General features: G+C 74.1%; 14 protein-coding genes. 11 read left to right on the forward strand and 3 right to left on the reverse strand.

Annotated elements, in window-relative coordinates:
- Positions 1-133 precede the first annotated feature (133 nt).
- Positions 134-991, forward strand: a complete 858-nt coding sequence (locus CCO04_RS17600; protein WP_215815412.1) for an SDR family oxidoreductase — start codon at positions 134-136, stop codon at positions 989-991.
- On the opposite strand, the gene CCO04_RS17605 is transcribed toward CCO04_RS17600, so the two are convergent.
- The gene (locus CCO04_RS17605) at positions 981-1,850 is read right to left on the reverse strand and encodes a LysR family transcriptional regulator (protein WP_215815413.1); all 870 of its coding nucleotides are present in this window, start codon (positions 1,848-1,850) and stop codon (positions 981-983) included. The two genes, CCO04_RS17600 and CCO04_RS17605, sit on opposite strands and share 11 nt — an antisense overlap.
- 83 nt (positions 1,851-1,933) lie before the next feature.
- Here CCO04_RS17605 and CCO04_RS17610 point away from each other — a divergent pair, with 83 nt between their 5' ends.
- The 10 genes from CCO04_RS17610 (at position 1,934) to CCO04_RS17655 (ending at position 10,418) form a co-directional block, all read left to right on the forward strand.
- Entirely contained in the window at positions 1,934-3,004 is a 1,071-nt protein-coding gene (locus tag CCO04_RS17610; RefSeq protein WP_215815414.1) for a nuclear transport factor 2 family protein, read from the forward strand.
- A 51-nt stretch (positions 3,005-3,055) separates the two neighbouring features.
- Complete coding sequence (locus CCO04_RS17615) at positions 3,056-3,598, forward strand: PadR family transcriptional regulator (protein WP_215815415.1); 543 nt, start codon at positions 3,056-3,058, stop codon at positions 3,596-3,598.
- Positions 3,595-5,604, forward strand: a complete 2,010-nt coding sequence (locus tag CCO04_RS17620) for an NADPH-dependent 2,4-dienoyl-CoA reductase (RefSeq protein WP_308281310.1) — start codon at positions 3,595-3,597, stop codon at positions 5,602-5,604. The genes CCO04_RS17615 and CCO04_RS17620 overlap by 4 nt, the downstream gene beginning before the upstream one ends.
- Positions 5,601-5,987: a nuclear transport factor 2 family protein gene (locus CCO04_RS17625; protein ID WP_215815416.1), complete on the forward strand. Its 387-nt coding sequence runs from the start codon at positions 5,601-5,603 to the stop codon at positions 5,985-5,987. The genes CCO04_RS17620 and CCO04_RS17625 overlap by 4 nt, the downstream gene beginning before the upstream one ends.
- 111 nt (positions 5,988-6,098) lie before the next feature.
- Entirely contained in the window at positions 6,099-6,911 is an 813-nt protein-coding gene (locus CCO04_RS17630) for an ABC transporter ATP-binding protein (protein ID WP_215815417.1), read from the forward strand.
- A complete protein-coding gene (locus CCO04_RS17635; protein ID WP_215815418.1) occupies positions 6,908-7,597 on the forward strand; it encodes an ABC transporter permease in 690 nt (229 codons plus the stop codon). The genes CCO04_RS17630 and CCO04_RS17635 overlap by 4 nt, the downstream gene beginning before the upstream one ends.
- Entirely contained in the window at positions 7,594-8,262 is a 669-nt protein-coding gene (locus CCO04_RS17640) for an ABC transporter permease (protein WP_215815419.1), read from the forward strand. Before CCO04_RS17635 ends, CCO04_RS17640 begins: the two co-directional genes overlap by 4 nt.
- Positions 8,259-9,167 (forward strand): ABC transporter substrate-binding protein, encoded by a 909-nt coding sequence (locus CCO04_RS17645; RefSeq protein WP_215815420.1) that lies wholly within the window; start codon positions 8,259-8,261, stop codon positions 9,165-9,167. Before CCO04_RS17640 ends, CCO04_RS17645 begins: the two co-directional genes overlap by 4 nt.
- Positions 9,168-9,186: 19 nt before the next feature.
- Complete coding sequence (locus CCO04_RS17650) at positions 9,187-10,041, forward strand: SDR family oxidoreductase (protein WP_215815421.1); 855 nt, start codon at positions 9,187-9,189, stop codon at positions 10,039-10,041.
- Positions 10,038-10,418 (forward strand): DUF1304 domain-containing protein, encoded by a 381-nt coding sequence (locus tag CCO04_RS17655; protein ID WP_215815422.1) that lies wholly within the window; start codon positions 10,038-10,040, stop codon positions 10,416-10,418. Before CCO04_RS17650 ends, CCO04_RS17655 begins: the two co-directional genes overlap by 4 nt.
- An 8-nt stretch (positions 10,419-10,426) precedes the next feature.
- Here the strand turns inward: CCO04_RS17655 and CCO04_RS17660 are convergent, their stop codons facing one another.
- On the reverse strand, positions 10,427-11,683 hold the full coding sequence (locus CCO04_RS17660; RefSeq protein ID WP_215815423.1) for a DUF1501 domain-containing protein: 1,257 nt from the start codon (positions 11,681-11,683) through the stop codon (positions 10,427-10,429).
- 5 nt (positions 11,684-11,688) lie between these two features.
- The gene (locus CCO04_RS17665; RefSeq protein WP_215815424.1) at positions 11,689-13,146 is read right to left on the reverse strand and encodes a DUF1800 domain-containing protein; all 1,458 of its coding nucleotides are present in this window, start codon (positions 13,144-13,146) and stop codon (positions 11,689-11,691) included.
- Between the last annotated feature and the right edge of the window lie 22 nt (positions 13,147-13,168).

A 13,168-nucleotide genomic window follows, 5' to 3' on the forward strand; every position in this document is an offset into this window, starting at 1 on the left:
GGGAGAGCGCCGATCGGGTGATCCGTCACCGGCGTGCGTCGAGAGGACGGCAACCGGTGGTGGCTCCAGGTTAGCGCACCCCGCGGCGGGACATGCGGAGCAGCACCACTAGAACCTGTTCTAGAGTCGCCCCGTGGGTACCTACGCAGTCACCGGCTCCGCCTCCGGCATGGGCGCGGCCGTCGTCGCCCGCCTCGTCGCCGAGGGGCACACCGTCATCGGCGTCGACCGCGAGGACGGCGACGTCGTGGCCGACCTGTCCACCGCGGCCGGCCGTCGTACGGCGGCGCGGGAGGTGCTCGACCGCGCGGGCGGCGTCCTCGACGGCGCCGTGCTCGCGGCGGGACTCGGCCCGGCCCCGGGACGCGACCGGGCGCGGCTGATCGCCGAGGTCAACTACCTCGGGGTGGTCGAGCTCCTCGACGCCTGGCGCCCGGCGCTCGCCGCCGCCGAGCGGGCGAAGGTCGTCGTCTTCTCCAGCAACTCCACCACGACGATGCCGATGGTCCCGCGCCGCGCGGTCCGCGCGCTCCTCGACCGCGACGTGCCCAAGGCGCTCGCGACACTGCGGATCTTCGGGTCGATGGCGCCCTCGTTCGCCTACGGAGCCAGCAAGATCGCCGTCAGCCAGTGGGTACGCCGCGAGGCCGTCACCCGCGACTGGGCCGGCGCCGGCATCCGGCTCAACGCGCTCGCACCCGGCGCGATCCGCACCCCGCTGCTCGAGCAGCAGCTCGCGACGCCCGCCGAGGCGCGCCGGATCAAGGCGTTCCCGGTGCCGATCGGCGGCTTCGGCGACCCCGGACAGCTCGCCGCCTGGGTCGTGTTCATGCTCTCGGACGCCGCGGACTTCCTGTGCGGGAGCGTGGTCTTCGTCGACGGCGGGTCCGACGCGTGGTTCCGCGCCGAGGACTGGCCCCGCGCCGTGCCGGCCCGCCGGATGCGGCGCTACGTCGCGCGGATGAAGGAGTTCCGCGCGCTCAACCGCTGACCAGCGCCGCCAGCAGCCGCCGGACCGCCGCGGCAGGCGGGTCCGGGGTCGCCGCGACGGCCGCGAAGATCCCGCGGCGGGGTGCGTCGCGGACCTCGACGGCGACGACGTCGCGGCGCAGCGCCGGGACCAGGAGCCCGGGGACGAGCGCCACCGCGTGCCCCGCCGCGACCAGCGCGGTCTTGCCGGCCAGGTCGGCCGCGGTCAGGTCGACGCGCGGCTCGAACCCGGCCCGGGCGGCCGCGCTCCGCAGCAGGGCCGCCGAGCCCTCGTTGTCCTCGACCCACGTCGCGGTGGCGAAGTCGGCGAGCTCGGCGGGCGTCGCCGTCCCGGCCGCCGGGTGAGCGACCGGGACGACGACCCGCATCACGTCCTCGCCGAGCGGGTGCCGGACCAGGCGCGGGTCGGGCGCCAGCCCCGGCGGTGCGTCGGTGACGACGGCGAGGTCGAGCTCGCCGGCCGCGACCTGCTCCTCCAGGACGGCGGACAGGCCGGTCGTGAGCGTCCAGGAGTCGGCCGGGAGCGTCCGCAGCGCCGCCGGGACGAGGCCGGCCGAGGCCGAGGGGGTGGCGCCGACGGCGAGCAGGGCCGGCGTACCGGTGCCGGCCTCGCGGGCGGCCCGCACCGCCCGGTCGGCGGCGGTCACGACCAGGCGGGCGTGCTGCGCGAAGGTCTCGCCGGCGGGGGTCGGCACCACGCCGCGCGCCCGCCGCTCGACCAGCGGCGTGCCGATCTCGCGCTCCAGCGTGGCGAGCTGCCGGGAGACCGCGGACTGGGTGTAGCCGAGCTCGGCCGCGGCCGCCGAGAGCGAGCCGAGCCGGCACACGGCGAGATAGGTACGCCAGCCGGTCAGGGACACCCGAGCATCCTATGCGTTCTCCGCATGGCAGCGGTGCCGGATCTGCGCTGGTCGCAGGGCTCGGCGCGCGCCAGCATGGCTGCATGCCCGTCCCCGTCACCCTGCTCGGCCTCGGCCGGATGGGCCGCGCCCTCGCCACCCGGCTCACCGAGCGCGGCCACCCCGTCACCACCTGGACCCGCTCCGGCGGCGGCACCGCGGCGAGCGCCGTCGAGGCGGTCGCCGGCGCGGAGGTCGTCCTCCTCTGCCTGTACGACGGCCCCGCCTGCCGCGCCGTCCTCGACGAGGTGCGCCCGGCCCTCCCGGCCGGCGCGGTCGTCGTCAACACCGCCACCGTGAGCCCCGCGGAGGCGACCGAGCTCGCCGCACTCGTCCCGGGCACCGTCCACGTCCCCGTGCTCGGCTCGACCGGACCGGCTGCGGCCGGCACGCTCACCCTGCTCGTCGGCGGCACCCCCGGCCCGGCTGCGGCCGCCGTGCTCGCCGACCTCGGCACCGCGCTCCCCTGCGGCACGCCGGCGCAGGCCGCGGCCGCCAAGCTCGTCGCCAACGGCGCGCTCGCCGACGCGCTGCTCGCCGTCCGTACCGCCCGGACCCGCGCCGCCGCCCTCGGCCTGGACCCCACCCTGACCCTCGACCTCCTGGAGCACACCACCCTCGGCGGCCTGGTCCGCGCCAAGCGCGACCGGCTGGCCGACCCACAGGACGACCGGGAGGCCGACTTCGCCGCCGCCGCGCTCGCCAAGGACGTCGCCCTCCTCGCCGCGGCCCTCCACCCGGGCGCCGACGTCGCCGGGCTCATGACGGACCCGGCCGTCCTCGCCCCGCTGCACGACTACGCCGCGGGGCACGCGACCGGCGACCCGTCGTACCACCGGCGGGCGTTCCTGCCGACCGCCCACGTCGAGGGCCTGCGCGCGGGGACCTTCACCTCGTGGACGCTCGACGAGTACTGCGCGCTCTTCACCGGCGCGCCCGCCCCGGACGAGGCGAGCCGGCGGCGCCGGATCGACCAGGTCAGCGCCACCGGCAGCACCGCCACGGCGACCATGACGCTCCACCACGGCCCGGACGTCTTCACCGACTCGTTCGTGCTGCTCCGGGTCGACGGCGCCTGGCGGATCGCGAACAAGACCTACCACCGGCAGGTGTGACGAAGTCTGCAACTAGTTGCATAGGGGCTCGATCGCGGGCATGCTGCTGCCATGGCCCTCGAGCACGCGATCCTCGTCTCGCTCAGCGAGCGGGCGGCGTCCGGTGCGGAGCTGACCCGGCGCTTCGACGCGTCGATCGGCTTCTTCTGGACCGCGACGCACCAGCAGATCTACCGCGTGCTGGGGCGGATGGAGGCCGACGGCTGGATCACCGCCGAGGTGGTGCCCCAGCCCGACCGCCCCGCCAAGAAGGTCTACGCCGTCACCCCGGCCGGCCATGCCGAGCTGCGCCGCTGGATCGCCGAGCCCACCGTGGCCGACCCGGTCCGCAGCACGCTCGGCGTCAAGATGCGCGGCGCGTCGTACGGCGACCGCGCGGCGCTGCTCGACGACCTGCGCCGCCAGCTCGACGAGCACACCAAGCGGCTCTCGCTCTACGAGTTCCTCGCCGCCCGCGACTTCCCCGACCCGAGCGCGCTCGGCGACGCCGACCTCGACATCTACCTCGTGCTGCGCGGCGGACTCCTCATGGAGGAGTTCTGGATCCGCTGGCTGACCGAGTACCTCGACGCCCACACCAAGGAGATCCCGTGACCACCACGCCCTACCCCCTCCTCACCGGACCGGCGACCGTCGGCGGCCTCGCGCTCCAGTCCCGCGCGGTGATGGGCTCGATGCACACGGGCCTGGAGGACCGGCCCTGGCACATCGACGAGCTCGCGGCCTACTTCGCCGAGCGCGCGGCCGGCGGCGTCGGCCTCATCGTGACCGGCGGCTACTCCCCCAACGTGCGCGGCTGGCTGCTGCCGTTCGGGTCCCAGATGACCACCCGCCTCAACGCCCACCGGCACCAGCGGGTCACCGAGGCGGTGCACGCCCACGGCGGCAAGATCGCGCTCCAGCTGCTCCACGCCGGCCGCTACGGCTACACGCCGTTCAGCGTCTCGGCGAGCGCGACCAAGTCGCCGATCACCCCGTTCAAGGCGTCCGCCCTGTCCGGCCGGGCGGTCGAGCGCACCATCGACGACTTCGTCGCGTCCGCGAAGCTGGCCCGGAAGGCCGGCTACGACGGCATCGAGGTGATGGGCTCCGAGGGCTACCTGATCAACCAGTTCCTCGCGGCGCGCACCAACCGCCGTACGGACAAGTGGGGCGGGTCGGCCGAGAACCGGATGCGCTTCCCCGTCGAGGTCGTGCGCCGGATCCGCCAGGAGCTGCCCGACTTCTTCGTGATGTACCGGATGTCCCTGCTCGACCTCGTCCCCGACGGCCAGACCTGGGCCGAGACGGTCGACCTGGCCCACCGGATCGAGGAGGCGGGCGCGAGCGTCGTCAACACCGGCATCGGCTGGCACGAGGCACGCGTCCCCACGATCGTCACCAGCGTCCCGCGCGGCGCCTGGGTCGACAGCACGCTGCGGATCAAGCAGGAGCTGACGATCCCGGTCTGCGCGAGCAACCGGATCAACACCCCCGACGTCGCGGAGTCCGTGCTGGAGCAGGGCGTCGACCTGGTCTCGATGGCCCGGCCGTTCCTCGCCGACGCCGACCTCGTCGCCAAGGCCCGCGCGGGCCGGGCCGACGAGATCAACACCTGCATCGGCTGCAACCAGGCCTGCCTCGACCACACCTTCCAGGCCAAGCGCGCGTCCTGCCTGGTCAACCCGCGCGCCTGCCACGAGACCTCGCTCGTCCTCAGCCCGACCCGTCGCGCCAAGCGTGTCGCCGTCGTCGGCGGCGGCCCGGCCGGTCTCGCGACCGCGGTCAGCGCGGCCGAGCGCGGCCACGACGTGACGCTCTTCGAGGCCGGCGACGAGCTGGGCGGCCAGTTCCGCCTGGCCATGCAGATCCCCGGCAAGGAGGAGTTCGCCGAGACGCTGCGCTACTTCCGCCGCCGGATGGAGGTCCTCGGCGTCAACGTCAAGACCGGCACCCGCGCCACCCCCGACCTCCTCAGCGGGTACGACGACGTGGTCGTCGCGACCGGCGTCGAGCCGCGCACCCCGCGGATCCCCGGCATCGACCACGCCAAGGTCGTCTCCTACCCCGACGCCATCACCGGCCGGGTGCCGGTCGGTGCCAAGGTCGCCGTGATGGGCGCGGGCGGGATCGGCTTCGACGTGACCGAGCTGCTGGCCCACACCCCCGAGACGCTGGAGGAGTGGAAGGCCCACTGGGGCGTCGCCGACCCCGCAGTCGTCCGCGGCGGCGTCACCGACAAGGCCCCCCGCACGCCGAAGCGCGAGGTCTGGCTGCTCCAGCGCAAGGAGTCCGCACAGGGCAAGGGCCTGGGCAAGACCTCCGGCTGGGTGCACCGCGCGGCCGTCAAGGACCTCGGCGTCCACCAGCTCAGCGGCGTCACCTACGACCGCATCGACGACGCCGGCCTGCACGTCACCGTCGACGGGTCCCCCCAGGTGCTCGACGTCGACCACGTCGTCGTCTGCGCCGGCCAGGAGTCCGTCCGCGCCCTGTACGACGACCTCCTCGCCGCGCGGTTCCCCGGTCAGGTCCACCTGATCGGCGGCGCCGACGTCGCCGCCGAGCTCGACGCCAAGCGCGCGATCAAGCAGGGCACCGAGCTGGCGGCCGCGCTGTGAGCGCCTTCCGTGCGGCCGTCGAGGCCCGCGACGTCGAGGCGATGCGCGCCTGCCTGGCCGAGGACGTCGTCTTCCGCAGCCCCGTCGCCCACAAGCCCTACCCCGGCAAGGCGATCACCGGCGCGATCCTCGCCCACGTCATCGAGGTCTTCGAGGACTTCCGCTACGTCCGCGAGCTCGGTGACGACACCGGCCACGCCCTCGTCTTCGAGGCCACGGTCGGCGGTCTCGAGCTCACCGGCTGCGACTTCCTCGTCCTCGACGACGACGGCCTGATCACCGAATTCATGGTGATGGTGCGCCCGCTCAAGGCCGCGCAGGCGCTCGCCGAGGCGATGGCCGCGCGGTTCGAGGCGATCGTGGAGCTGGCCGCCCAGGGCTGATCAGGGCGGCGCCGGGCCTCGCACGGTGCCTCGGGCTTGCTGGCGCCGAACTCCCCGCCGTTGTCCCCGCGGCCCCGTAGGGTGTCCGGGACCCCCAGCGAGGAGGACCAGATGGGCATCGAGTTCCGCGACGTCGGCAAGACCTATCCCGACGGCACGGTCGCGGTCACCGGCTTCTCCTGCACGGTCCCCTCGCACCGCACGCTCGCCCTGGTGGGCACGTCCGGGTCGGGCAAGACCACGCTGATGCGGATGGTCAACCGGATGGTCGAGCCGACCACGGGCACGGTGCTCATCGACGACCGCGACGTCCACGAGCTCGACAAGGTCGCGCTGCGCCGCTCGATCGGCTACGTCCCCCAGGCAGGCGGCCTGCTCCCCCACCGCCGGGTCGTCGACAACGTCGCGACCGTCCCCGTGCTCACCGGTACGACGCGCCGCGCGGCGCGCACCGCCGCGCTGGGCCTGCTCGAGCTGGTCGGTCTCGACCCGGCGCTCGGGCGGCGCTACCCGGCCCAGCTCTCCGGCGGCCAGCAGCAGCGGGTGGCCGTGGCGCGGGCGCTCGCGGCCGACCCCAACGTGCTGCTGATGGACGAGCCGTTCGGTGCGGTCGACCCGATCGTGCGCCGCGACCTGCAGGACCAGCTGGCCCAGCTCCAGGCCGAGCTCGGCAAGACGATCGTCCTGGTCACCCACGACATCGACGAGGCGTTCAAGCTCGGCGACGAGATCGTCATCCTGCGCACGGGCGGGATCGTCGCCCAGACCGGTACGCCGCAGCAGATCCTCGCCGCGCCGGCCGACGACTTCGTGCGCGACTTCGTCGGCGCCGGTCGCGCGGAGCGCACGCTCCAGGAGGTGGACGTCGACGGACGCAGCATCGTGGTCGACGGTGACGGACGGCCGGTCGGCGTCCTGACATGACCTGGCTCGACGCCAACCGCGACTACGTGCTGGACATGCTCGTCCAGCACGTCCGCCTCGCCGTACCCGCGATCGCGATCAGCGTGCTGGTCGCGATCGTGCTCGGCCGGATCGCCTGGCGCTGGCCGCGCATCGGCACGGTGGTGCTCGGCATCGCGAGCCTGCTCTACTCCGTGCCCGCGCTGCCCCTGCTCATCGTCATCCCCGTCCTGCTCGGCATCCCGCTGCGCTCGGGGCTCACGCTGGTGGTCGCGCTCGCCGTCTACGGCACCGCCCTCCTCGCCGGTACGGCGGCCGACGCGTTCCGCTCCGTCGACCCGCGGGTGCGCGAGGCGGCCGAGGCGATGGGCTACTCCCGCACCGGGCTGTTCTGGAAGGTCGACCTGCCGCTCGCCGTTCCCGTGCTGCTCTCGGGCATCCGGGTGATCACCGTGAGCACGGTCAGCCTGGTCACCATCGGCGCCCTGGTCGGCATCCCCAGCCTCGGCAACCTGCTCACCGACGGCTTCCAGCGCGACATCCGCGCCGAGATCCTGGTCGGCGTGCTCGGCACGATGCTGCTCGCGATCACCCTCGACGTCCTGCTCGTCGTCACCGGCGCCCTGCTGACGCCCTGGCGGGGTGGCCGGGCGCGGACCCGGACCACCATGGCGAGCACCGCTCCGGCCGCGGAGGGGGTCGCATGAACCTCTTCGGCGAGGCGCTGCGCTGGATCGGCGACGGCAGCCACTGGGGCGGCCCCACCGGCATCGACACCCGGATCCTGCAGCACCTGTGGGTCACCTTCGCGGCCGTCGGCATCGCCGCGGTGCTCGCGATCCCCCTCGGCATCCTCATCGGCCACACCGGCCGCGGCCGGCTCGTCGTGGTGGCGCTCGCCGGCGCGATCCGCGCGGTGCCCACGCTCGGCCTGCTCACCCTGCTCGGCCTGGCGATCGGCATCGGCGTCGAGGCGCCGCTGCTCGCGCTCGTCGCGCTCGCCTTCCCCTCGCTCCTGGCCGGCGCCTACGCCGGCATCGAGGCCGCCGACCCGGGCGCCGTCGACGCCGCCCGCGCGGTCGGGATGAGCGAGTGGCAGGTGATCACGCGGGTCGAGATCCCGCTCGGCGCGCCGGTCCTCCTCGGCGGGATCCGCGCCGCGACGCTCCAGGTGGTCGCGACGGCCACGCTGGCGGCGTACATCTCCGACACGGGGCTGGGCCGCTACCTCTTCTCCGGGCTCAAGTCCCGCGACTACGCCCAGATGCTCGCGGGCGCGCTCCTCGTGGCCGCACTCGCGCTCCTGCTCGACCTCCTCATGGCGGCTCTCCAGCGCGCCAGCTCCCCCACCCAAGGAAAGGTTCCGTCATGACCCGCACCCGGATCGGCCTGGTGCTGATCTCGCTCGCCTCCCTCGCCCTCACCGCCTGCGGCGGCGGGGACTCCGACCCCCTCAGCTCGGGGGACAAGGACGGCAAGACGATCGTGATCGGCTCCCAGGAGTACTACTCCAACGAGATCGTCGCCGAGGCCTACGCCCAGGCGCTCGAGGCGGCCGACATCAAGGTCGAGCGGTCCTTCAAGATCGGCCAGCGCGAGGCGTACCTGCCCGAGATCGAGGCCGGCAAGATCGACCTCTTCCCCGAGTACAGCGGCCCGCTCCTCCAGGTCTGGGAGCCCGACACCAAGGCCCGCCTGGCCGACGACGTCTACGCCGAGCTGGTCAAGGCCGCCGAGGCCAAGGGCCTCAACGTGCTCGACCAGTCCCCCGCCGCCGACCAGGACTCCTACGTGGTGACCCGCGCGTTCGCCGAGAAGTACGGCCTGGAGACCATCGACGACCTCGCCAAGGTCACCGAGCCGATGACCTTCGGCGCCAACTCCGAGGCCGAGAACCGGCCCAACGGCCCCAAGGGTCTCAAGGACACCTACGGCGTCAGCGTGAAGTTCACGCCCATCGAGGACGGCGGCGGCCCGCTCACCGTCAAGGCCCTCAAGGACGGCGACATCCAGCTCGCGATCATCTACACCGGCGACCCGTCGATCAAGAAGAACGACCTCGTCACGCTCCAGGACACCAAGGGCCTCTTCCTGGCCTCGAACCTGGTGCCGATCGCCAGCGACAACGTCGACGACAAGGCCGCCGGCATCATCAACAAGGTCAGCGCCGCGATGTCGACCGAGGACCTGGTCGACCTCAACGCGCGCAGCATCGACGAGCAGCTCCCCGCGGCCACCATCGCGAAGGACTGGCTCGACAAGGAAGGCCTGCTGTGACGACCGGACGGAGCCGGTCGTGACCCTCGCGGTCACCGGCGCGACGGGAGGGCTCGGGGGACGCGTCGCCCGGGCCCTCGCGGCGCGCGGCGTCGCCCAGCGGCTGCTCGTGCGCGATCCCGCGCGGGCCCCGGAGCTGAGCGGCGCCACCCTCGCCCGCACCACGTACGACGACCAGGCGGCCGCCGTGGCCGCCCTGGAGGGCGTGCGGACGCTGCTCATGGTCTCGGCCGCCGAGACCGCCGACCGCCTGGCCGAGCACCGCGCGTTCGTCGACGCGGCGGCGCGGGCGGGCGTGGAGCACGTGGTCTACACGTCGTTCTACGGCGCGGCGCCCGACGCCACGTTCACGCTGGCGCGCGATCACTGGTTCACCGAGGAGCACCTGCGCGCCTCGGGGATGAGGTTCACGTTCCTGCGCGACAACCTCTACCTCGACTTCCTGCCGCACATGGTCGGTGAGGACGACGTGCTCCGCGGCCCGGCGGGCGACGGACGCCTGGCGGCGGTCACCCGCGACGACATCGCCGCGAGCGCGGTCGCGGTGCTGCTGGCGCCCGGCGAGCACGTCGGCGCGACCTACGACCTGACCGGGCCCGAGGCGCTGACGTTCACCGAGATCGCCGCGGTCATCGCCGCCCACACCGGGCGTCCGGTCACCTTCCACGACGAGACCGTCGAGGAGGCCTACGCCTCGCGGCTGCGCTGGGAGGCGCCGCCGTGGCAGTACGACGCCTGGGTCTCGACCTACACCGCCGTCGCCGCCGGCGAGCTGGCCGGCGTCACCGACCACGTCGCGCGGCTCACCGGCCACGCGGCGACCGGCCTCGCGGACTACCTCGCCCGCCACGCACCCCGAGGAGACGCCTCATGACCGCTGTGGGTCTGGTGTTCGCAGGGCTCGCCGCCCTGCTGCACGTCTACATCTGGGTGATGGAGTCGCTGACCTGGACCAGCCCGCGCACCCGCGCCACCTTCGGCATCTCCGCCGAGGAGGCCGAGGCGACCAAGGAGCTGGCCTTCAACCAGGGCTTCTACAACCTGTTCCTCGCGCTGCTCGCGGGCGGGGGCGCGATCGTGCACCTGGCCGGCGACGAGACGGTCGGCGCCACGCTGGTCCTGGCCGGGACCGGCTCGATGGTGGCGGCCGCACTGGTGCTGCTGCTGTCCTCGCCCGACAAGGCGCGCGCGGCGATCACCCAGCTCGCGTTCCCGGCGGTCGCGGTCGTGCTGGTCGCGCTCGGGCTCTAGGGCGTTTCCTAGGCCAGCGCCCCCACCGGCTCGGGCCGGAAGCCGGGGAACACCGCGGCCGACGACGCACCCATCCGCTTCACGACGACCTCCGAGAGCACGCTGCGGTAGTCGGTGGTGACGAGCAGGTCGGCGTTGACGTCATTGGTCAGCCCCGGCCAGGTGCCGTGGTAGCCGCCGCGCACGCCCGCGCCCAGCAGCAGCATCGCGGTGCCGAAGCCGTGGTCGAGCCCGTAGTTGGCGTTCTCCTTGGTCCGGCGGCCGAACTCCGAGAGCGTCACCAGCGTCACCTTGTCCGCGAGCGGGCCGAGGTCGGTGAAGAACGCGGCCAGGGCCGCGGCCAGCTCGGTCGTCATCCGCTGCAGGTCGCCCCACTCGAGCGTCCCCAGGTCGGCGTGGTGGTCCCACGAGCCGTGGTCGACGGTGATCACCTCGGCGCCCACGTCGCCGCGGATCGTCCGCGCGGTCGCGGCCAGTGCCCGGCCGAGGTCGCCGCCGGGGTAGCGCGCGCCGTTCGCCGGCGTACCGGACGTCGCCCGGACCGGGCCGTAGTCGTCGATCGCGCGCATCGCCGAGCGTGCGCCCACCCCGAGCGGGCCGGGCGCCCCGGCCCACATGGTGCGCATCGAGCGCGGCCGGCGTCCGGCGGTGTCCCACCGGTCGGCGCCGGCGAGCCGCATGTCGTCGATGCTCTCGACCGCCACGGACGGCTGCGGGCCGGCCAGCGCCACGGGCGGCACGGACTCCCCCAGCTGGATCGCCTGGAGCGGATGGGTGTCGGCGTCGCGGCCGATCAGCCGGTTGAGCCAGCCGACCCGCGCGGCCGAGCCGGGATCGGCGTCCTCGACCTCCTCGATGGCCGCGAAGTGCGAGCGGTTCGGGGCGGGCAGCCCGGTCGCGTGGACCGCGGCCATCTTGCCCGCGTTCCACATCGGCAGCAGGGGCGCGAGGTTCGGGTGCAGGCCGAAGAAGCCGTCCTTGGCCAGCAGGGTCGCCGCGGGGACGGCGATCCGCGGCCGCGCCGCGTAGTAGACCGGGTCGCCGTGGGGCACCACGAGGCTCATCCCGTCGACCGCGCCGCGCAGCGAGAGCACGACGAGCACGGCGGGCGCGGAGCGCGTGGCGGCGTACGACGTCTGCACGAACGCGCTGCCGTAGGCGCTCGCGACACCGAGCCCGGCGCCCACCGCGAGGGTGCCCCGGAGCAGGCCGCGACGGGAGAGCCGGCTGAACTCGGCACACCCGTCCTGGTCGCTGGTGGTCATCGCGCTCACCTCGTCATGTGGGTCGGGCTGTCGAGCAGGACGGTGAGCAGCCGGGGCATCTCCCAGCGCACCAGCTGGTGCTTGCGGGTGATCGCCTCGGCCGGGCGGCAGCCGGTCGCCTCGCACGCCACGCGCAGCAGCAGCGGCGTCGCGCGCTGCCCGTGCAGGTTGCGGGCGAGGTGGTCGACGAGCTGGTCGAAGCGGACCTTCTTGGCCGGCAGCCACGACGCGGGCGTGCGGTAGGTCATCCCCCGCTTCGGCCACCACCCGCCCGACAGCGAGTAGTGCACGTCGACCGAGGCGAGGAAGCGCGAGGTCGACGACCACGCCGCGGCGTCGTCCGGACGGCCGTCGGGACGCTGCCAGCCGAACGGCGTGAGCCCCAGCGACGAGGTCTGCCAGAGCACCACGTTGGCGGCGACCTCGTCGTCGCCGTTGCGCGGTCGCGCCGTCAGCCGTACGTCGAGCGCCCGCCAGGTCGCGACGACGTCCTCGGCCGGGGTGCGCACCTTGGCGTTGCGCGCCGCCGCGAACTCGGGCGAGGCCACGAGCGCCCGCAGCACGGGCACGATCGCCGTGTCGTTCTTGAGGTAGACACCGGCCAGCCGGCTCACCAGCGCCGCGGGCGGGTTGTCCGAGACGAACCGCCGGGCCAGCTTGGTCGCGATCCGCCGCGCGGTCGCGGGGTGCCGGGCCAGGTAGTTCAGGTACGCCGTCACCACCGGCCGCCCGTCCGCCGCCGCGTTGGCGTGCGAGAAGCCCATCACGGTGACCGGCCCGGTCCAGTGGTGCGCGGGGTCGTAGGAGACCGCCCAGTCGCGCCACAGGCCGATCCGCCAGCCGGTGAGGATCCGGGCGGACGCCTTGACGTCGTCCTCGCCGTACTGGCCGCGGCCGACGGTGTGCAGCTCCAGGAGCTCGCGGCCGAGGTTCTCGTTGGGCGCGCGCTTCGAGGAGTTCGCGTTGGTCAGGTAGACCGCCATCGCCGGGTGCGTCACCGCGGCCTGCAGCAGGTCGGCGAAGCGGCCCAGCGCCCGGGCCCGGATGGTGCGACCGTACGACGCCCGGAACGGCCCGACCTCGCCGCTGGCCGGCACGTGCAGGTGGTGCTCCCAGAAGTCGGCCATCGTCTCCAGCACCTGGCGCTGCGAGCCGAACCGGCGGACCAGGGACCAGCACTGGTAGTTCGCGTCCGCGCGCCACAGCTCCTCGACGCCGGACTCGTGGCGCTGCCAGACCTGCGCCGGGGTGGCGTCGATCGAGGGCCACCAGGCGGCGGTCTGGGTGGCCCAGCGGTCGTCGTACGCACCGGCGAGCTGGCGGTCGAACCAGCGCGCGAAGCCACCCGCCGCCACGACCTGGCGGTTCAGCGCCGGTGTGTAGCCGGCGGTGAGCCGCTGCAGGGCGTGCAGCGTGCCCCGGGCGGGGATCTTGGTCTTGGGGTACGGGCGCGCGGCCGTCACCCCGCTCCGATCGGCGCGGGGT

The sequence above is a fragment of the Pimelobacter sp. 30-1 genome, from assembly GCF_018831735.1.
Lineage (GTDB): Bacteria > Actinomycetota > Actinomycetes > Propionibacteriales > Nocardioidaceae > Nocardioides.

Bases quoted from the DNA above. Each gene is read 5' to 3' on its own strand.
- CCO04_RS17615 (WP_215815415.1), top strand. From the start codon at position 3,056: ATGGCCCTCGAGCACGCGATCCTCGTCTCGCTCAGCGAGCGGGCGGCG.
- CCO04_RS17610 (WP_215815414.1), top strand. From the start codon at position 1,934: ATGCCCGTCCCCGTCACCCTGCTCGGCCTCGGCCGGATGGGCCGCGCC.
- CCO04_RS17660 (WP_215815423.1), bottom strand. From the start codon at position 11,683: ATGACCACCAGCGACCAGGACGGGTGTGCCGAGTTCAGCCGGCTCTCC.
- CCO04_RS17640 (WP_215815419.1), top strand. From the start codon at position 7,594: ATGAACCTCTTCGGCGAGGCGCTGCGCTGGATCGGCGACGGCAGCCAC.
- CCO04_RS17630 (WP_215815417.1), top strand. From the start codon at position 6,099: ATGGGCATCGAGTTCCGCGACGTCGGCAAGACCTATCCCGACGGCACG.
- CCO04_RS17635 (WP_215815418.1), top strand. From the start codon at position 6,908: ATGACCTGGCTCGACGCCAACCGCGACTACGTGCTGGACATGCTCGTC.
- CCO04_RS17655 (WP_215815422.1), top strand. From the start codon at position 10,038: ATGACCGCTGTGGGTCTGGTGTTCGCAGGGCTCGCCGCCCTGCTGCAC.
- CCO04_RS17645 (WP_215815420.1), top strand. From the start codon at position 8,259: ATGACCCGCACCCGGATCGGCCTGGTGCTGATCTCGCTCGCCTCCCTC.